The organism is Burkholderia sp. HI2714 (assembly GCF_002223085.1).
GTDB classification, from domain to species: domain Bacteria; phylum Pseudomonadota; class Gammaproteobacteria; order Burkholderiales; family Burkholderiaceae; genus Burkholderia; species Burkholderia lata_D.
In genome coordinates, this window is sequence record NZ_NKFM01000066.1 from 125274 (window position 1) to 144298 (window position 19025).

Genomic DNA, 19025 nt, shown 5'->3' on the forward strand with positions numbered 1-19025 from the left:
ATGATGCGTTTTTGCCCGAATTGCCGAACCGAGCGGTCGGTGGACGAGTGGTACTGTGCCGGCACGGTCGGCGATGCCGTGTGCAACTGGGACTTGTCGGGCGTCCCGATCCGCGCGAACGGCTGGCGCCCCCAGGATGTGGTCACGGTCGAGACGGTCAGCCAGCAAGTGGATGCGGACGCACCCGGATCCGGCGTGCCGCCTACGCTGTCGTGCATGAACGGCCATCCGATGAACGACGGCGACCTCATGTGCCTCGAATGCGGCGCGGATCCGGCCGTGCCCGCCGACGCGCAGCGGCTCGGCGCCGGCGACGCCGTTCCGGTGGGCGGCTCGGCGGAGGACACGCCGCCCGTCGAAGAAACGCGGATCGACGGCTGGCGGTTGTTGCGCCAGATTTCCAGCACGGACGGCGTGCGCGAACGCTACGTGGCCCAGCAGGACGGGACCGGCAGGCAGGCCGTCCTGACGCTGTATCGACCGGGCGCGGAACCGGACCCGGCCGTCTACGACGTGGTGCGTCGCCTGCCGCGCGAGCACGTGCCGGAGATCATCGCGACCGGACGCTGGGATCAACGTGCGTACGAAGTCGCCGAGGAGATGAGCGGCGGGACGCTGGCGGATCTCGGCGTGGCCGTCCGCGATCGCGCGACGATCCGCCGGGTGGTCGATGAACTGGGCCAGGCCCTGCAGGCGTTTTCCGACGTGGGGCTTCGGCATCGGGACCTGCGGCCCGGCACGCTGCTGGTGCGCAGCCGCGAACCGCTGGATCTCGTCATCAGCGGCTTCGGTTCGGCACGGCTGTCCGAATTCGATCTCGATATCGTCTCGCCGCTCGAAACGACGCGCTATATGGCGCCCGAGGCCATTGCAGGTGGTGTCGCCGCGGCGTCCGACTGGTGGAGCCTCGGCATGATCCTGCTCGAGCAGCTGACCGACGGCCGCTGCTTCGAGGGCATCAACCCGCGCGCGTTCCTGATTCACGTGCTGGCCAACGGCGTCACGCTGCCGGACGATCTGGATCCCTCGCTTCACCTGTTGCTGCGAGGCCTGCTCGCGCGCGACCGGCATCAACGCTGGCAATGGCCGCAAGTCAAGGCCTGGCTGGACGGCAAACCGGTCGATGCACCGTCGGCAACGACGATCGATGCCGATGGCGACGAAGGCGCCAGCATCGCATTGGGCGCGCGCCAATATCGCAAGCCGACGGTCTTCGCGCTCGCCGCGGCGGAGCGGGAGAACTGGGACGCGGCACGCGATCACCTGAATCGCGGCGTCGTCCTGACCTGGGCGGAACAAGCCGGTGCCGGCGCGAAAGTGCTGGCCGGCTTGCGTCAGGTGGCGCAACTCGACGGCGTCGATGACGATGGCCGCCTGATGATCGCGCTCAAGCTGTTGAATCCCGACATGCCGCTCATTCTGCGCGGCGACATCGTCACGCCCGGCTGGTTGCTGCACAACCCGCTGGAAGGTTACGACCTGGTGACCGGGCCGGTGCCGACGTTCCTGGAGCGGCTGGGCACGGAAAGCTGGCTGTCCCGGCTACGCGCTCGCGCCGACGAAGTGCGACACCGGGCTGCGTATCTTGGCATCGAACTGAACGAAGACCTGGTGCGCATCGCGCTGCTTTCCACGTCGCGGGCCCAATTGGCCGCGCAATGGGAAGAACGGCGCCTGTTGTTGCCGGATTCCGATCATCACGGCCTGCTGTCGCTGTCGGAACGCCGCGTCCTCAGCGAGGAAGACCTGATCGTCCTGTTGAGCGCGGCCATTTCGCAGTTTCGCTCGGTCGACGAGATCCTCGATCAGGCGGCGGCCGTCGCGGAGCGCGAGCAGATTCTGGTCTTCGATCGACAGGCTGCCCGGATCGCGCTTGCGCTGCCGCGTGTCGAGCTGTTCCATGCCGTCGACGACCGGATCGCCGGATTCGCGCGAACCGGCAACCCGACCGTCGACGAATGGGCGGAGCAGTTCCGGCTGGAACGTCGCTTGCCCCTGCACGAAGTCGTCGTGCTGTTGTCGGTGCCCGCAGAGCAGTGGCTGGAGCCGCAGAAGCAGCAATACGTGTCGCAGATCCTCGACTTCTTCGAGAAGAAAGTCGCCACGACCGTATTGCGCGGTCCGCTGGTGCGAATGACCATCGGCAAGACCACGGGGCGGGTCGATCTCCACGAACTGAACGGCGAGCGATTCGCCAGCGCCGCGCTGCTCGACCATCTGCTCCAGCGCAATGTGCAGACGGTATCGGTGGACCCGGCCGTATTCGGTGCAAGCGGAACGCTCGAAGGCAGGTTGAACACGCTGTACCGGCAGACCTCGCTCTACAAGCGGGATACCGGCATCGACGGCCTCTATCTCGGCTTCCCGTTCCTGCTTTACAAGGATCATCGCAGCACGACGCGCCCTCGCATCGCGCCCGTCCTGCTGTGGCCGGTCAAACTGCTGATGGAGCTCGGCACGCGACGCCAGGTGGCGATGGCTTTCGATGGCGAGCGCGAGGAGGTTCGCCTGAATCCGGCTCTCGAGGGCCTGCTGGGACGCGAGGCCGTCAAGGCATGGCGTATCGCAGCCGACGAGGTGCTCGGACGTTCCGCGTTGAAAGCGGCCGACGTGGTCGATGCGTTCGGCCTGCTGGCCGACGTGGACAGCCGCAAACTCGGTGCGCTGCCGTTGCCGACCCTCGACCTGCCCGCCGGCGCGACGCGCCTCGCCTGCGCCGGCGTGCTGTTTCACGTCGACTTCGCCGGCCAGGCCATCGGCGAGGATCTGCGCCAGCTCAAGCAATTGTCGCCTTCCGGCACGGCGCTCGAATCGATGCTGCGGCTCAAGGACAAAACCGACTACGATGCGCCCGCGGCCACGTCGACCGAACTCGACCGATTCCTGACGGTGGCGAGCGATCCGTCACAGGAAGCGGCCATCCTGCAGGCGCGTCAGGGCCCCGGACTGCTGGTCGAAGGGCCGCCGGGTACCGGCAAGAGCCAGACGATCGTCAACATGGTCGCCGACGCGATCGGACAAGGCCGGAGCCTGCTGATCGTCTGCCAGAAGCATGCCGCGCTGGAAGTCGTTCGCAAGCGTCTCGTCGCGGAAGGCCTGGGCGATCGCATCGTGATGCTCAACGACGTCAACAAGGACCGCGAGCCGACGATTCGAGCCGTCCGCGAACAACTGGATGCGATCTTTCGCGGTGCCGTGTTCGACCCCGGCTTGATACGCCAGCGTGAACGCATGGCCGCGAGAATCGAGGCCCTCGAGGGCGAACTCGATCGCCAGCATGCCGCGCTGCATCGCGTCGACGCATCGACCGGCCTCAGCTATCGCGCGCTGCTCGGCGAACTGATCCGGCTCGAAGCCGGCACGCCGCCGGTCAGCGTGCCGCAGTTGCGTGGCCGGCTTGCCACGCTCGATATTTCGGCACTGACCACGCTGGAAGAACACTGCGCACCGCTCGCCCGCTACTGGCTGCCGTCGAAATTCGAGGGCAGCCCGCTGGCGCAATTGAAATCGTTCGCGACCGACGCCGCCACGCTCGACGCGTTCAATGCGACCTTCGCGGATTTCCGCGACGCGGAACGCCTGCGGGTCGAGACGCTCGCCGCACATCCCGCGCGCTTCGATGTCGACGACCCCGCCCCGTATCGGGCCTGGCTCGATGCCAACGCCGGCCGCCTCGTCGCGCTGGACGAGACGCAACGCAAACGGCTGGCTCAATGGCTGCCGTTGTTCCGGCCGGCCGGGCATGCCGATGCGGAAGGCCATCGGTATTACGCGGCGCTCGGCGCGTTGCATCGCGATCTGCTGGCCGTCGACACCAGCGGCTTCGATGCGGTGCTGTCGGCTGCCGTCGCGCAGCTACCGGATCCCGCGCTCCGCAAGCTCGAAGCCCAGGCGACGCTGGCGACGCGCGCCCCGTCGCTCTTGCGCCGCCTGAACCCGGTCACGTATCTGCGGCGCGGCCGCCTGATGAAGTTCGTCACCGGCTGCGGCGCGCCCGCGACCGACGAGACGCTCCGCAAGCTGCTGGCCGCCAGCCGGCTCGAAAAGATCTGGCGGCCGCTGCGCGACACCTTGAACACGATCAGCCGCGCATTGCATCTCGAGACGGTCGAGCCCGCCTGCGGGCCGACGCTCGCCGATGCCTGCCTGACCCGCCTGCGCCAGCTTGAGGAGATCCGCGAACTCGCGCAGCATCTGGCGATCGCGCCACGCGGCGACGAGTTCGACTCGGCCGTGATGACCGGCGATCGGGCACCGGTCGAACAGTTGCTCGACGGTTTCGAGACCGCGTTCGTGCGGCACAACGCGCGCCAGCATAGTCTGCGGGCGCTGCGGCTGCTCGAAGAGTGGCTTTCGGCAGAACTCGTCACCGCCTGCCGGCAGGCCATCGCCGACAACATCAGTTATCAGGCGCCGCTGAACCGAATCGGCGATGCGTTGCCGACGCTCGCCGCGTATCAGCAATTCCGCACGCGGGCACGGCATGTCACCGCCGACGCACTCGACGTGTTTGCGATCATGCGCGACCACGAAGACGCGCTGACACGTCTGCCGCCTGAAGGCCTCGACGACGCCGTGCGGCGCATGATCAACCGCGAGGCGCGGCTCGGATGGAAGCGGCGCATGGAACAGGACCATCCCGAGCTGCTGCTCGACCAGAGCGAAACGGCCGCCAAGATCGAAGCACTCGCGGCGGCCGACGCGGAAATGCGGCGCCTGAACCGCGAGATGCTTCGCAACGGCATCGACCACGGCCGGCTGGGGTCGGCGCGCGACTGGGAAGACGTGACGCGCTTGACCGGCCGGCGCTCCCGGCGTCTGCGCGAATTCATCGAACTCGGGACAGGGCTGGGCCTGATGGCGCTGCGGCCGGTCTGGCTGATGAACCCCGACGTCGCGAGCCGCGTGCTGCCGCTGAAATCGGGACTGTTCGATTCCGTCGTCTACGACGAAGCCTCGCAGATGCCGGTGGAATACGCGATTCCGACGCTGTTCCGCGGCAACCTGTCGATCGTCAGCGGCGACGAGAAGCAAATGCCGCCGACCGCGTTCTTTTCGAGCCGGGCGGAAAGCGACGAGACCGACATCTTCGACGGCGAGCAACCCGACGAGGCCGCGACGGAAGACGAACGCGAGCGCTTCGAGGACACCTGGAACCGACGCGAAATCAAGGATTGCCCCGACGTGCTGCAACTGGCACGGAGCGCACTGCCCGTGTCGACGCTGCAGATCCACTATCGTTCGGCGTATCGCGAGCTGATCGGCTATTCCAACGCCGCGTTCTACGAGAACAACCTCAGCGTGCCGGTTCGCCATCCGGATGCCACGGTGCGCGAGGTCAAGCCGCTCGAACTCATCCAGGTGAATGGCCTTTACGAGCAGCAGACCAATAGCGACGAAGCGGATCGCGTGGTCGCGTATCTGGCGCAACTGTGGCAACAGGCTTACGCGCAGCGCCCGTCCGTCGGCGTGGTCACGTTCAACCGCAAGCAAGCCGACCTCATCCTGGAGCGCCTGGAGCAGCGCGCCGAAGAGGATGAAGCATTCCGCGACGCGTATCGCGAGGAACTCGAACGCACCGATCGTGGCGAGGACATGGCCGTATTCGTGAAGAACGTCGAGAACGTCCAGGGGGACGAACGCGACATCATCGTCTTCTCCACGACCTTCGGGCGCAACGGCCAGGGCACCTTCCGGCGCATGTTCGGCGTACTGGGCCAGCGCGGCGGCGAACGGCGTCTCAACGTGGCCGTGACGCGTGCCCGCCACAAGGTCGTGCTCATCACGTCGATGCCGATCCGCGAGATCTCCGACATGCTCACGACGCAGCGCAAGCCGGCGATTCCGCGCGATTATCTTCAGGGTTATATGGAGTACGCACGCGCGATGTCGAACGGTGAACTGCCCGCCGGCCGCGCGTTGCTTGGCCGCATGAGCAGCGAACGGGCGCATGCGAAGTTGCGGCAGACGGGCGGCGTCGACGGCTTCGCGGAAGATGTGCTGGCTTATCTGCAGGAGCTCGGCCTGTCACCGGTGCCCGCACAGGAAGGCGATGCGTTCGGGCTTGATTTTGCGATCGCCGATCCGGCAACCGGCCTTTACGCGATCGGCATCGAGTGCGATGCGCCGCGTCATCCCCTGCTCGAGCATGCGCGTGCCCGGGAAATCTGGCGGCCGTCCGTGCTGGGGCGCGCCATTCCGACGCTGCATCGCGTGTCGTCACAGGCCTGGTACCACGAACCGGAGACAGAGAAGGCGCGCCTGAAAGCAGCCGTCGCGCAGGCGCTGAACCAGGAGGTGATGGCATGAGCGGCCCGAAAGTCGTCCGGATCGTGACGCGCGAGGAAATCGTCGCGATCTGCGAAGGACATCTGCAGCGCCTCGACCAGGCCATCGCCACCTGGATTGCCGAAGGCCGACGTACCGGCGCGCTGTCGGACGAAGAGATCGCGGCGACCCGGGCTCGACGTGAAGCGCTGGCCGCATTGATCGCCGCCGACGCGTTCCTGGAGTTGCAGAAGAAAGTGCCCGACGAGATGGCTTTCCTGAAGGCGGATCTCGCCCGGCGTCAACAGGTGGCAGTCGAGCAGGCCGAGCAGGCCGCGAAACGCCGGCGGCAAGGACGGCACAGCGCGACGACCTTGCTCGGTGCGCTGGAAGCGAAAGGGATCGAGATTCCGGCCGAGCTTCATGGCCAGCTTGATCGCCTGCGCGCGGGCGACCTGCTCGAGCACGCCGACGCGCTGCTCGCGCAAGGGTTCGCCCTTCTGACGCCGGCTGCGGGACGCACACTCAACGATGCGCAACGGGCGCTGGCGAATCGCCTGATGCCCGCCGAAGCGTCGGCGAACTTCGAGACCTGGAAGGCCGCGCAACGGGCGGCGTCTCGTGATCCGTCCATCGACCGTCTCGATCGACAAATCGGCGAGGCACGGGTATTTCTGGATCCGCCAGCCGTTGCCGCGTTCTCGTCGAGACTGGATGCGCTCGAAGACGAGGTGAACGACGCGCGCAAGAGCCTGTTGCTCGACAGCCTGATCCTCGACCTGTCGAGTGCAATCGAGGCCGCCCGCGCACGTCGCGCGACGATCGCGGCACTGGAAGAACTGACGGCGGAGATTCAGGCTTGCCACACGGCAGACGCGGCGATTTTTGTCGAACGCGCTCGACAGTGCGATCTCGCCACCGCGCCGGACGTCGTGGCCGAGTTGATCCGAACCGGGCAGGACCTGATCGCGCAGGTCCGGCAGCAACAGGCCGCGCAGGCGCGGCGCAATGCGATCCTGAGCGGCCTCGCGCGACTCGGCTACGAAGTGCATGAAGGCATGGCGACCGCATGGGCGAAGGACGGCCGGGTCGTCGTCAAGAAACCTTCGCTGCCGGATTATGGCGTCGAAGTCGGCGGTCAGGCTCAGGCCGGCCGCCTGCAGGTTCGGGCCGTCTCCCTCGTCGCGAATCGCGACTTTGCCCGCGACAAGGATGTCGAAACGCTCTGGTGCGGCGAGTTCGGCCGGTTGCAGGCGTTGCTGGCCCAACATGGCGACGACTTGCTGATCGAGCGTGCGATGGGGGTGGGCGAGGTACCGCTCAAGGTGGTTGCCGAACTGGACCAACCGTCCGGCACGGAAACGGCGATGCGCACACTGAAGTAAATCGTGCCGGAGAGCGTCTTCCGGGCGCCTCCTACCGCGCCGCCTGCTGCCGCTGCACCTCCTGCGCTTTCATCTGCATATAGGCGCCGCGCTCGACCTCGTGCAGTTGCTGCGGATACTGCTCGGTCGCGTCGAACCAGCGCGTGAGGCGCTGGTCGAGGGGCTTGTCGAGCGTCGCGAGATATGTGTCGATCGCGAGGTAGTAGCGCATCGTGTTGCGCTCCAGCAGCCCGCGCACGCCGCCGATGTACTGCGGCTGCGCGGCCGATCCGCCGCTGACGGTCGTGAAGCCGACCTTGTCGCTGCCGACGGTCGCGAGGTAGGTCTTCATCGCCATGCGGCCGACCGTGCCGAAGCCATACGAATACGTGAGATGCAGGAACGTGCGCGAAGCGCCGACCGGCACGGCCTCCAGCGCGATCCGGTAATCCTTCGTGCCCATCGGGCCGCTGTCGGCGGTCAGGTCGACCTGGAAATAGTCGGGCGTCGCGGCCGCCACGCGATAGCGGAACTGCACGCGGTAGGTGTCCGGCAGCTTCTGCTGGATCTTGCGGCCGAGGTTCACGTCGAGCACCGGGCCGTCGCTGCCGCTCGATGCGTGGCAATACTTCGTGTTCAGGTGCAGGATCAGCACCGCGCACCAGTTCGCGGGGCCCTGCGCGGGATCGTCGAGCTGGCTGCTCACCACCGCGTACGGATAGTCGACCACCGCGTAGATGTCGCCCTTCAGCGACGACGACGCTTCCGCCGATTCGAGCACCAGCGGCCGGTGAAACGCGTTGTCCTTCAGTTGCGGGCCGAGGCTGCGGTAACGTTCGAGCAGTGTCGCCGCGTCGTCCGCGCCGAACGACAGCGCGCTCCAGCCCATGCACAGGACCGCGACGAGCGCGTGCCGGGCGCGGCGAGCAAGCCACGTGCCGCGCGGATGTCCGGATGTCTTCATTCTTGTGCTCCCACCGGATGCGCGATGGTCGCGCACATGTGTCACAGAATACGCCTCACCGCAACGCAACATGGCACGCGAACGAACCCTTATCGACGCCGCTTCACCGGCACCGGCAACTGCGCGGCGGTGATCCGGATCAGCGCCGACAGCCATTCGCGATCGTCCCAGCGCTCGCCGGCGATGACGAGGTGCGGCTTCGCGGCCGGATACGGCGAACCTTCTTCGCACGTGCCGAGAAACGCACGGCCTTCGGCCGTCGGCTTGACGAACAGCCGATCGTCGCAGACGAGCGCGACCATCTTGCCGTCGCAATAGATACCGTACTCGCCGAACATCTTGCGCGCCGATACCGTACCGGCCGCCGCCATCTGCTCGACGATGAAATCGACTGTGCCTTGGCTCGATGCCATCGCTATTCCTTTGAAAAAGTTTATGACCGCAGTGGGTGGCCGACCGTTCCGCCTGATTGGAAGCGAGGTGGCCGCGCGTCATCCATTCGTCTGCGGAACGCGCATTCAGGCACGGGCTGCGAACTTTCCGGCTCACGAGGCGCGGCCAGCTTCTGCCCGATCGGCACGATGCCGTTACTTGTCGGCCGCGAACGCACTCGACATCTGCCGCGCCCGCTTCACGTCGTCGCCATGCAGGTAAATCGACGTCGTCGAGATCGACGCATGGCGCAGGTTGTCGCGCACCGTCGTCAACTCCGCGCCGCGCGCCAGCGCATGCGTCGCATGCGTATGACGCATCCAGTGCGGGCTTGCCTGCCGCAGCTTCTGCGCGAGCGCGGGGTTGTCGGCATCGACCTGATCGGCCGTCTGCGCGAAGAAGCGCTGCATCACCTTCCACAGCCGCACGCTCGTGATCGCGGCCGCGCCGTCTTCCGCGAGGCTCGGGATCAGCGGCGTATCGGGCCGCCAGCGCGACGGCGTGACCGGCAGCCGGCGTGCGACCAGGAAACGGTCGAGCCCCGTGCGCGCAAGCGGCGGCAGCGCGACGCGCGCGGCCTTGCTGCCCTTGCCGATCACCTTGAGCCACGCGTCGCCGTGCGCATCGGTCTCGATGTCGCCGAGCGTTGCGCCGACCAGCTCGCTCGCGCGCAGCCCGGTCGCATAGCCGAAATCGAGAATGAAGCGCAGCCGTTGCGCGGCGGCCGGCGTCCAGCCCGACCGCGGCGCGGCCGGCGTGCCCTTGCGGAACTCGAGCCCGTCGGCGATCGTGCGCACGAGCAGCCACTCGCCTTCCGTGAACGCATGCGACGTGTCGAGTGCGTTCGGGCCGCGCGTGTCACGCACCTTGACGCCCGCGAACGGATTCGCGAGCAGGTAGCGCTGTTCGATCAGCCAGCGGAACAGCGCACCGAGCACCGACAGCGTGTATGCGGCGGAGCGCGCGGACAGCGCCCCCGAGAACGGCCGCCAGTCCGGCGCACCGCGCGGCCGCACGGGCCCGACCCAGCGTTCGTGCGGTGTCGGGCGCCGCACGAACGCGCGATACGCGACCGCATCCTCGGTCGTCAGCGACGACAGCGCGCGACCGCGCTCGACGATCGCCCACAGGATCAGCCGCTCGGCCTCCTTCCGGTACGCCCGCCGCGTCGCGGCCGATTCGTGCAGCGACAGCCACGCGTGCACGGCCGCGTAGTCGTTGTCCGCGTCGAGCGTGCTGGTCGCGCGCGGCGCGCGGAACGTGCCGGCCGAGCCGTCGACCTCGTGCGGCAGCTTCAACTGCTCCCACGGCACGATGGCGCTGCGCGGCGTCGCCGCGATCAGCGCGCGCGCCCGTTCGGTCAGATCCGGATGCGCGGCGAAAAATGCCTCGATGTGCCGCGCACCGGCCACGCCGAGGCCCGCGATCGCACGCCACCACTGGCGCCGGCGCGGAATCCGCACCGTGAGATCGGCCAGCGTCGCGATCCCGTGCGCACGCAGCGCGACGACCGCACGCGCGGGCAGCCACAGGCCGACGTCGTCGCTGATCTGCGGGACCGGCGCGCGCGCATGACGCAGCAGGCCGATCGCTTCGGCGGCCGCCTTCGCCTCCTGCCTACGTTCACCGTCGGGATGACCGAGCCGCTCCGCGAGATCAGGCCGGCCAACCTGCCGCGCGACGCGCACGAGGCGGCGGCGAATGCCGCCGATCACGCCGCGCGCCGACCGCCCCTCGCCGAGCCGATCGGGCAGGTAGCGCTCGACAGCCTGGCGCACGGTCATGCCCGCGTACCACGCACGCAGCGCGGCCAGTTCGTCGGCGTCGGGAAAGCCTGCGGGCGCAGGCGCGGAATCGGAGGAAGGCGGTGAGGCGAGGCGCGGTTTCATGACCGCGAGTTTGACAGAAGCGCGCGCGGCCGGATACGTCGCGCGTCGCGTGTCGGGCGAGGGACGCGTTCACTTCACGAGCGAGACGCTCGACACGGCCTGTTATGCTGCGCACTGCATTCCCGCGTCATCCGTCCGCCGCTTCCTCGCATCATGTTGCGACGGGCGAGATCCGCGTTGAATTGCGCTGGACGATCCGGCCATCCGTATCGGTATCCGCAGCGGGATATCGACGGTCACGCGGTTCGCGCAGTGCAATTCCGGCCGTCGGTCAATAACACCTTTACCAACAAGAACCGCAATTTCATGACATCCCGCCTTCTCGCCGCGCTCGTCGCCGCGGCCTTGAGCTGCACCGCCCTGCCCGCCGCCTACGCGCGCACCTACGTCGCGCCGACCGCGTCGCTCGGAAAAGGGCCTTACGTTCACCAGTTCGTGCTGCGCGACCCCGTCACGCACCAGCCGCTGCCGAATGCGCGCTACCGGCTGTACCTGCCCGGTCAGGTCATCGCGGGGCTGCCCGTCAAGCCGGAGCAGCATGACAGCGTGATCTTCGGCACGACCGACGCGGCCGGGCGCACCGTCCGGGTCCGGCTGCCGAAGCTGCATCCGGAGAAGCAATGGGTGTTCAACCCGATCGTCGGCGACGGCGATCTCGGCGAATCGTTCCGGCTGGTCGAGCCGGGCGGCTCGGCACCGATCGGCCATTTCCCGTACGTGCTGGACGTGGAGAACGAATATCTGGCGTGCGGCTATTCGGATGCGAACGGCTACACCTACTACGCGCAATCGCGCACGCCGCGCAACGTCAATCTTTACGCCGGCACGCTGGCCGGGGCGGCCGACACCGACTGGTGCGCGGGCCCGGGCCTGACCATCGCGAACAGCGCGGACGCCCCGGGCGCGCCTGACCTCTACACGCAATACCTCGGCAGCCTGGTCGCCAACGGCGACCGGATCAGCAGCGAATTGCGGCAGCAGATCGTGGCCAAGCTGCTGTCGCTCGCGATCGCCGAACGCGACGAGGGGCGCGTGGCCGCCGCGCTCGATCTCGACAGGATTCCGGACGATCGCCGGAACGACATCGGCTACCGGCTTGCCGACGCCGGCGTCGCAGTCGAGCGCGGGCTCGCGATGATCGACGCGCATCTCGCGGAATCGCCGGACGATGCGTATGCGCTCGACAGCAAGGGCTGGGCGCTGTATCGCCTCGGCCGCAACGACGAGGCGCTCACGTGGTTCGACCGCTCGATCGCGATCTTCGCGAAGGACGGCGACACGAACAAGGACGCAGGCGAAGCCCATGCGACCGGACTGACGCACAAGGGCGAAGTGCTGTGGAAACTGGGCCGCCAGGATGAAGCGCGCGAGGTGTTCGCGCAGGCGCGGAAGATTCAGCCGAAGAACGACGAGCTGGTGGAAACGTTGAAGCGGCTGGCGATACAGATCGGGCAGGACGGCACGAAGGCGCCGGGTACCGCCAGCAATTAAGTGAAAAAGCCGCGCGGCAGCGGCTGTCGCCGGTCTTGCGGAAAGCGGAGGCCGGCTGTCTCGCACCCGGTCGGACGCAAGCAGCCGCGCGGCCCTGCCCGCCTCACTCTTCGCCCTTCACGCCCGGGTTGAGCATCACGACGAAGCCGGCCACGCCGACGACCAGCGCAATGGCGCCGCCGCGCAGCGCCATCGCGTTGTCGAACAACAGCCCCGACACGACGGCCATCATCCCCGCGAGCGACACGAACACGGCGATCGCCGCGACGACGATGCGGGACTGGCGGCGGATCATCGCGCGCGCCGCGTCAAGCAGCCGCGGCGGTAGCCGCTACGTCGTCATCGTCGCCGCGAATCAGCAGCACCGGGCACTTCGAGCCGCGCACGAAGCGCTCCGCGACGCTGCCGAGCAGCACGCGCCGGATCCCGCGCCGCCCGTGCGTGCCGACCACCGCAAGATCGATCCCGCCTTCCTTCACGTAGCGCTGCAGGCGCTCCGCGATGTCCTCGCCGATGCTTTCGGTCTCGACGAGTTCGGCCTCGCCCTTCGCGCCCGCCAGCGCGATGATCTGCTCCGCTTCGCGCAGCACCTTGCGCCCGTCGTCGCGGATTTCCTCGACCAGTGCGTGCGGATCGAAACGGCCCGCGTAAGTGAACAGCACCGACTTGTCCACCACATACACGACGCTGACGTGTGCGTCGCTTGCCAGCGCGACCTTCACTGCCTCGGCAAGCGCCTGCTTCGACGAAGCGCTGCCGTCGACGGCCACCATGATCTTCTCGTACATGCGAACCTCGCTGGGGTGAGTTGCCACGCGTCTGTTCGCGCGGCCTTGTCGCCATCATCGGCGGATGGCGGGTTCGAATGTTGATGGCGATCAAGGTCGACCCGACACCGTCCGTGCGGCAAAGCGCCGCGACATGACGCCGATCCCGCTCGCTTGCGGCAAGGTCGCAAACCTGGCTGACACGGAAGCCGAAGCCGCGCAATCGAGCGGTCATCGTGCCGAAAGCGCTATCATCGAATGTGCGACTTTCGTCCGGCCCTTATTTGCCGGCCCACTTTCAACTCGCTCAACCGACATGACAACGACTACCGAACGCGTGGACGGCGCCGCCCAGCATCTCGTCGCCGCCCGCCATGCCGGCTCGCCCGGCCCGCTGCTGCCCGATGCGCTGCGCCCCGAGAACGTCGAGACCGCCCTCGCGATCCAGCAGCGCGTGGCCGACCTGCTCGGCGAACCCGTCGGCGGCTGGAAATGCGCGCTGCCGCCGCCCGACCGCGTGATCCTCGCGCCGATCTTCGCGTCGACGATCCGCGAGGCCGACGCGCCGTACCGCGTCGTCGGCGGCCCGATCGTGCGGATCGAACCGGAAATCGCGTTCGTGCTCGATCGCGACCTGCCTGCACGCGAACAGCCGTACGACGAACAGGACGTGCGCGACGCGATCCGCGAAGTGCGCATCGTGCTCGAAGTGCTCGGCTGCCGCTATGCGGAGCCCACGCGCGCGTCGAAGTTCGAGCTGCTGGCCGACGGGCAATTCAACCAGGGGCTGTGCGTCGGCCCGGTCGTGCCCGACGGGTTGAACGTGCCGCTCGACACGCTGGCGCTGTCGTTCGAAGGCGCACTGAACCGCTCGATCGACGGCCGCCATCCGGACGGCGATCCGCTGAAGCCGCTGGTGTGGCTGGTCAATTTCCTCGCGTCACGCGGCGACGCCGTGCGCGCCGGGCAGATCGTGACGACCGGTTCGTACGCTGGCGCGATCGACGTGCCGCTCGGCGATGCGCTGACGGTCCGCTTCGGCGAACTCGGCAGCCTGTCGGTGACGTTGACGGCGTGATACGCGCGGCCACGCGGGCACGGCTGACCGGGACGATCGGTGGTCGCCGTCCGCCGCTCGCTTCGTGGCCGGTCACAGCCTGCCGACATCTTCAGTGCGGCGTGCAACAGTGTTTTCGTGACGCCCCCGTCAAACCCATACGGGTCGTCGCCCCAGCGCTGCAGCACCGGGCAATCCAGTTCGGGCAGCACGATCAGGCCTGCCTCGGCGGCCTCGGGCACGCGCGTCATCAGCCCTTCCCGGTCCAGCGTTTGACAGCGTGGGCGCTTTGCTGACTCGATCGAGCTGGTCTGGCGGGCCCACGCGGGCCGGCCGCGGGCCGGCCGCGGGATCAACCGCCGGCGCGTCTCGGGGCCGCTGCGGACTTGGACCATGCTTGCGTCAGCGCGGCGACAACGTGCTCGCTGCGCAATGCGCCATCGACTTCAACAGCCATTGGTTGCGTCAGCTCGAACCAGCGCCAGCTTGACCGAGAAGCGGACGATCACGGTCGCCACCGGTGTGACGTTGTCCCACCGTGGTCTTACCTGATGCCCGCGCGCCTCCTCTCACAGCGTCACCGACTGACACCGCGAGGCAGTCCAAAGCGCTCTTCAAGCACTTGCGCAACCTCCTCTTCCGCCAGTTGCCGTTTCTCGGTGTGCCCGTCCGTCACCGTCTTGAGCACGTCACCCAGCAGGATCAGTCGCCCGTCCGGCCGGTGCAGCACCACCAGCAGTTTCTGCACAAAGATGGCCTCGGGGTGGGTGGAATTGAGATAGTTGGCCGGGACGAAATCAACCCACTCCTGGGGCGACAGGTCGAAACCGTACTGGTTCGCCCACTCGCCTTCCACCTTCGCCTGTAGCAGGTAGTCACCGCGTCCATCGCGGCTGAGCCGGAAGGTGTCGCAGTCCTGCACGACGTCGATGTCGAGCCGGTCCAGGTCCATCGGCGCGCGGATGCCGTAGCTGCCGAAGCCCAGGTCGCACAGCCAGCGCCGCCCGCCAACCTCGGCGATCAGCGCCATGTGAGTGCGTGGCCGGCGCGCCGGGTAGAACATCGGCCTGGCGGCGACAAGACGGTAAGGGATGCCCAGAGCCGCCAGTGCCATGGCGAACAACCCGTTGACCTCGTAGCAGTAGCCGCCACGGCCTTGCCGCAGCAGTTTGTCGGCGATGTCCTCGGGTACCAGCGACACGACCTTGCCGGCCTGCACATCGAGGTTCTCGAACGGCACCGAGAACAGTTGGCGGCGCATGAGCGCATGCAGCGTGACGGTATCGGCGACGGCATCGCCGGTGTAGCCGATGCGGCGGAGATAGCTGGGAACGTCGAAGTTGCTGGCATGCATATGACTGGCTCCTGGTGTGGGTGAGATGTGCTCCACGATAGGCTGAACACGGGATCATCTGTATAGTCAGATTTATCCAAAACCAGATTGCACAGATGGCGATGCCCGCCCCCTCCTCATCCGCAGCCGCGCCCCACTACCGCCGTATCGCCGAGATGCTGCGCCAGACCCTGGCCTCCGGCGCGCTGCGCCCCGGCGAGCGGGTGATCTCTGCGCGCAAGCTGGCCGAGCGCGAACAAGTCAGCCTGCCGACGGCGCTGGAGGCACTGCGCTGCCTGGAGGCAGAGGGCCTGATCGTCGCGCGCCCTCGCTCGGGCTACTTCGTCCGGCAAGCGGCCAAGAGCCAGGCCGTGCAGCCGTCCCGTCCATCGCCGCGCCCCGTTCCGGTGACGATGTCGGCACTGGCGCGCTCGCTGTTCAGCAGCGCCGATGCCCGCCTGGTGCCGCTCGGGGCCGCGCTGCCCGATCCAGCCTGGCTGCCCACGGCGGCCCTGCAACGTTCGCTGCAGGCGGCCGGGCGCCGGCTGGACGCGTATGGGCAGAGCTACAGCTTGCCGCCAGGCCGGGCCGACTTGCGTGGCCAGATCGCGGCACGGGCGGCGCAGTGGGGCGCGCGCTTCGGCCCGGACGAACTCGTCGTCACCGCGGGGGCGACGCAGGCGCTGCGCCTGGCCCTGCGTGCGGTGTGCCGGCCGGGCGACGTGGTGGCGATCGAGCGCCCGGCCTACTTCGGCACGCTCCTGCTGCTGGAGGACCTGGGGTTGAAGGCGCTCGAAATCGCCACCGATCCCCGCGAGGGCCTGCTGCTGGCCCCGCTTGCCGAGGCCATCGAGCGCCACCGGCCCGCTGCCGTGCTGGCGTCGCCCACGGTGCAGAACCCGCTCGGCGCCAGCATGCTTGTCACGCGCAAGCGGGCGCTCGTGGCGCTTCTCGCGCATGCCGGCGTCCCCCTCATCGAAGACGACGTGTATGGCGACCTGGCCGGCGAGGGCCAGCGTCCGCCGGCCTGCAAGGCGTTCGACCGCAGCGGCCAGGTCCTGTACTGCGGTTCGCTGTCCAAGACGTTGGCGCCGGGCTGGCGCATCGGCTGGACAGCAGCCGGGCGCTACCACCCGCAGGTGCTGCAGGCACGCCAGGCCGAGGACTGGGCCGGCGTGCCGCTGCTCGAAGCCGCGACGGCCGACGTGCTGGCCAGCGGCGACTACGACCGGCATCTGCGTCGCTTGAGGTCCCGCATCGCGGCCGCGGTACGGGCCGTCACCGCGCGGGTCGAGGTGAGCTTCCCCGAGGGCACGCGCGTCTCGGCCCCGCGCGCCGGCTTCCTGTTGTGGGTGGAGCTGCCACGACAGGTCGATGCGCTGGCGGTGCATCGCAGCGCACTTGCGCTGGGCATCGGCGTCAGCCCCGGCCCGCTGTTCTCCCCGCGGGCGGATCTGCCGAACCACCTGCGGTTGAACTGCGCGAACGAGCCCACGCCGCGCCTGCTGGGCGCGGTGGAGCAGATCGGCGAACTGTGCTGCCGGCTGGCAGCACAGAGTCCGGCGCGGTAGTCACTATGGTCCGAACCCGACCATTCCATCCTTGCTCGCGTGCCAGATCCTCGGCCGCCGTGGAATCACCCGCCAGGAATGGTGTGCTGCTGTATCTGTATTGCTGGCAACACCGAGATGCAGCGGCGCGAGCGAACAGCTGTGCAACTACGGGTGCGGCTCGTTCGCTTGCGGGATCGCAAAGAGGCGCTCGATCGTCTCGTCCAAACCAGCGAGTCTCTCGAACTCGCCTTTCGCGAGAACGCGTTGATTCGCTCTTTCCGCCTTGATGCCCTGTGCATTCGCACGCACATGACGTGCGGTAGCGTGACCGGAGAGGTCCGGTAGCGGTCGCCCCGGTGCCGCGCCGAACCAACGGTACTCCGTGATTTCGAGGTCATCCGTGACGCCGAGCCAAACCACGCACCCGCTCGGTACACGCGCCAACTGTTGGTTGATGGCAATCTGTGCACGGGCACCATCACCCAGTGACACCTTGAGCTGGACGTGTCGCATCACATTACCGCAGCACATGACAAGGTCATACCCGCTCGCGTCGAATTCCGCACGCAGGATCTCGACGTTCAGGATGCCGAGTTGCCATAGGCGGCGCATGACCTCGCCCACGAAGACGTGTTCGACAATCCGCTCGCGTAGCACCGAATGTGTGGCGTGCCTCGTCCTGACGTCGACAATTCCGGTCTCTTCAGCCTGCATGCTTGACCTCATTCGATTGTGGGCTGTTCGGTCGGCGGTGCTGCATGGCGTTCGCTCAGCATCTTGTAATACCACGCACCAAAGGCGTCTGACCGCGGGATCTCCAGCTCCAGTTGGTGAGCATTCTCGCAAGCCCGTTCCAGCATCCACCGAGCCGCCTCTTCGAGGTCGGCGGTGATATCGGATTGCTCGTGATCCCCGAAGTGCTTGAGCGCGTTACGGACGCGATTCGCTTCGGCGATCGCGTCTTTCCGATCCCGTGCCGCATACCGAATGACTCGTCGGTCGAGGGCGACCTGTCGGCCACGCCGGTTCACCTCTTTGCCCAAGACCTCTTCAGCCGCGCCGGCAAGGGTGATCGCCGCCGCAAATTCTCGGTACTCGAGAAACAGCCTAAGCGCCGCATCAAGTTGCGCGAGCGCCAGATCAATCCGACGGTAAGTTTGGGCAGCCACGAATCACACTCGGTCTTGGTCATTGCTTTTCCGGCCGACGCGCACGACGGCGATATCGCCCGCGTCCGCCGCGGAAAATCTCTGTTGTTGTAGTCGGCTTGCTGCCGGCCAAGCCTCCAGGCACGGAGTACGTTCCCCACCGCTGGACACCCACGCATCAACGAACTGATGTAATCGCCGATAACGACTTCAAGCTAAAGCGCACTGACCGCGAACCACCGGGAAACCCAGTATCATCATACGTACGAAAGTCAGGCCCTACCCGAAGATCGCGCGTCACGCTCCCTCATTGAATGCGACATGAAAACAAGATCCGTCCTCACGATGCTGGTTCGAACTGCGCTCCTGCCAACAGCCCTCTTGATCACCGGCGCAGTTCACGCCGCCTCCTTCAATTGCCATGTCGCCAATCTCCCGGCGGAGCAAACGATATGTGCCGTCCCCGAGTTGTCGAAGCTGGACGATCAACTCGCGATCGCCTGGTCGCTCGCGCCCGGTCGCGCGGAAACGGGGGGTGGCAATTCCGGCCTCAACGCGTTGAAGGCGTATCAACGTGGCTGGCAACAGCAACGGGATGCCTGCGGGAAAGACGTCAACTGCCTGCGAACCAGTTACTGACCAGTTCATCAAATAGTGCGTAATATTCAAGCGGCGTAACGGACATGTTTCTCGTTGAACAGGTTACGAATCACGTGAGGTTCCTTCTGGCGACGATGCAAATGGCTCCGGACATGCCGGA

General features: G+C 67.2%; 14 protein-coding genes. 6 read left to right on the plus strand and 8 right to left on the minus strand.

All coding sequences use genetic code 11. The features are described from left to right. On the plus strand, positions 1–6309 hold the full coding sequence (locus CFB82_RS36670) for an AAA domain-containing protein (protein ID WP_089487232.1): 6309 nt from the start codon (positions 1–3) through the stop codon (positions 6307–6309). Continuing rightward, positions 6306–7652, plus strand: a complete 1347-nt coding sequence (locus tag CFB82_RS36675; RefSeq protein ID WP_089487233.1) for a hypothetical protein — start codon at positions 6306–6308, stop codon at positions 7650–7652. The genes CFB82_RS36670 and CFB82_RS36675 overlap by 4 nt, the downstream gene beginning before the upstream one ends. Before the next feature lie 31 nt (positions 7653–7683). Here CFB82_RS36675 and CFB82_RS36680 read toward each other — a convergent pair whose 3' ends face one another. The 3 genes from CFB82_RS36680 to CFB82_RS36690 all read right to left on the minus strand — a co-directional run bounded on the left by CFB82_RS36680 (position 7684) and on the right by CFB82_RS36690 (position 10916). Continuing rightward, positions 7684–8595 (minus strand): hypothetical protein, encoded by a 912-nt coding sequence (locus CFB82_RS36680; RefSeq protein ID WP_089487234.1) that lies wholly within the window; start codon positions 8593–8595, stop codon positions 7684–7686. Positions 8596–8684: 89 nt separating this feature from the next. Beyond that, on the minus strand, positions 8685–9008 hold the full coding sequence (locus CFB82_RS36685; RefSeq protein WP_089429560.1) for a TfoX/Sxy family protein: 324 nt from the start codon (positions 9006–9008) through the stop codon (positions 8685–8687). Between the two features lie 174 nt (positions 9009–9182). After that, positions 9183–10916, minus strand: coding sequence for a site-specific integrase (locus CFB82_RS36690; protein WP_089487235.1), 1734 nt, complete (start codon positions 10914–10916; stop codon positions 9183–9185). A gap of 306 nt (positions 10917–11222) precedes the next feature. On the opposite strand from CFB82_RS36690, the gene CFB82_RS36695 reads away from it, so the two are divergent. After that, positions 11223–12407 (plus strand): tetratricopeptide repeat protein, encoded by a 1185-nt coding sequence (locus CFB82_RS36695; protein WP_089487236.1) that lies wholly within the window; start codon positions 11223–11225, stop codon positions 12405–12407. Positions 12408–12510: 103 nt separating this feature from the next. On the opposite strand, the gene CFB82_RS36700 is transcribed toward CFB82_RS36695, so the two are convergent. Together CFB82_RS36700 and CFB82_RS36705 are read right to left on the minus strand one after the other, a co-directional pair. Further along, positions 12511–12702, minus strand: coding sequence for a DUF2964 family protein (locus CFB82_RS36700; RefSeq protein ID WP_089487237.1), 192 nt, complete (start codon positions 12700–12702; stop codon positions 12511–12513). A gap of 13 nt (positions 12703–12715) precedes the next feature. Next, the gene (locus CFB82_RS36705; RefSeq protein ID WP_089487238.1) at positions 12716–13195 is read right to left on the minus strand and encodes a universal stress protein; all 480 of its coding nucleotides are present in this window, start codon (positions 13193–13195) and stop codon (positions 12716–12718) included. A 295-nt stretch (positions 13196–13490) separates the two neighbouring features. On the opposite strand from CFB82_RS36705, the gene CFB82_RS36710 reads away from it, so the two are divergent. After that, the gene (locus CFB82_RS36710) at positions 13491–14252 is read left to right on the plus strand and encodes a 2-keto-4-pentenoate hydratase (RefSeq protein WP_089487239.1); all 762 of its coding nucleotides are present in this window, start codon (positions 13491–13493) and stop codon (positions 14250–14252) included. A gap of 556 nt (positions 14253–14808) precedes the next feature. Here CFB82_RS36710 and CFB82_RS36715 read toward each other — a convergent pair. After that, positions 14809–15585: an arylamine N-acetyltransferase family protein gene (locus tag CFB82_RS36715; RefSeq protein ID WP_089487240.1), complete on the minus strand. Its 777-nt coding sequence runs from the start codon at positions 15583–15585 to the stop codon at positions 14809–14811. 95 nt (positions 15586–15680) lie between these two features. Here CFB82_RS36715 and CFB82_RS36720 point away from each other — a divergent pair, with 95 nt between their 5' ends. After that, positions 15681–17135, plus strand: coding sequence for an aminotransferase-like domain-containing protein (locus CFB82_RS36720; RefSeq protein WP_083265960.1), 1455 nt, complete (start codon positions 15681–15683; stop codon positions 17133–17135). Positions 17136–17282: 147 nt separating this feature from the next. Here CFB82_RS36720 and CFB82_RS36725 read toward each other — a convergent pair whose 3' ends face one another. Together CFB82_RS36725 and CFB82_RS36730 are read right to left on the minus strand one after the other, a co-directional pair. Further along, positions 17283–17831, minus strand: coding sequence for a hypothetical protein (locus CFB82_RS36725; RefSeq protein WP_069250249.1), 549 nt, complete (start codon positions 17829–17831; stop codon positions 17283–17285). An 8-nt stretch (positions 17832–17839) separates the two neighbouring features. Beyond that, the gene (locus tag CFB82_RS36730) at positions 17840–18286 is read right to left on the minus strand and encodes a hypothetical protein (protein ID WP_089487241.1); all 447 of its coding nucleotides are present in this window, start codon (positions 18284–18286) and stop codon (positions 17840–17842) included. Between the two features lie 300 nt (positions 18287–18586). On the opposite strand from CFB82_RS36730, the gene CFB82_RS36735 reads away from it, so the two are divergent. Beyond that, positions 18587–18904 carry a lysozyme inhibitor LprI family protein gene (locus tag CFB82_RS36735; protein ID WP_089487242.1) on the plus strand — a complete coding sequence of 106 codons (318 nt, stop codon included), beginning with the start codon at positions 18587–18589 and terminating at the stop codon, positions 18902–18904. The last annotated feature ends 121 nt before the right edge of the window (positions 18905–19025 follow it).

Bases quoted from the DNA above. Each gene is read 5' to 3' on its own strand.
- CFB82_RS36670 (WP_089487232.1), top strand. From the start codon at position 1: ATGATGCGTTTTTGCCCGAATTGCCGAACCGAGCGGTCGGTGGACGAG.
- CFB82_RS36675 (WP_089487233.1), top strand. From the start codon at position 6,306: ATGAGCGGCCCGAAAGTCGTCCGGATCGTGACGCGCGAGGAAATCGTC.
- CFB82_RS36680 (WP_089487234.1), bottom strand. From the start codon at position 8,595: ATGAAGACATCCGGACATCCGCGCGGCACGTGGCTTGCTCGCCGCGCC.
- CFB82_RS36685 (WP_089429560.1), bottom strand. From the start codon at position 9,008: ATGGCATCGAGCCAAGGCACAGTCGATTTCATCGTCGAGCAGATGGCG.
- CFB82_RS36690 (WP_089487235.1), bottom strand. From the start codon at position 10,916: ATGAAACCGCGCCTCGCCTCACCGCCTTCCTCCGATTCCGCGCCTGCG.
- CFB82_RS36695 (WP_089487236.1), top strand. From the start codon at position 11,223: ATGACATCCCGCCTTCTCGCCGCGCTCGTCGCCGCGGCCTTGAGCTGC.
- CFB82_RS36700 (WP_089487237.1), bottom strand. From the start codon at position 12,702: ATGATCCGCCGCCAGTCCCGCATCGTCGTCGCGGCGATCGCCGTGTTC.
- CFB82_RS36705 (WP_089487238.1), bottom strand. From the start codon at position 13,195: ATGTACGAGAAGATCATGGTGGCCGTCGACGGCAGCGCTTCGTCGAAG.
- CFB82_RS36710 (WP_089487239.1), top strand. From the start codon at position 13,491: ATGACAACGACTACCGAACGCGTGGACGGCGCCGCCCAGCATCTCGTC.
- CFB82_RS36715 (WP_089487240.1), bottom strand. From the start codon at position 15,585: ATGCATGCCAGCAACTTCGACGTTCCCAGCTATCTCCGCCGCATCGGC.
- CFB82_RS36720 (WP_083265960.1), top strand. From the start codon at position 15,681: ATGGCGATGCCCGCCCCCTCCTCATCCGCAGCCGCGCCCCACTACCGC.
- CFB82_RS36725 (WP_069250249.1), bottom strand. From the start codon at position 17,831: ATGCAGGCTGAAGAGACCGGAATTGTCGACGTCAGGACGAGGCACGCC.
- CFB82_RS36735 (WP_089487242.1), top strand. From the start codon at position 18,587: ATGAAAACAAGATCCGTCCTCACGATGCTGGTTCGAACTGCGCTCCTG.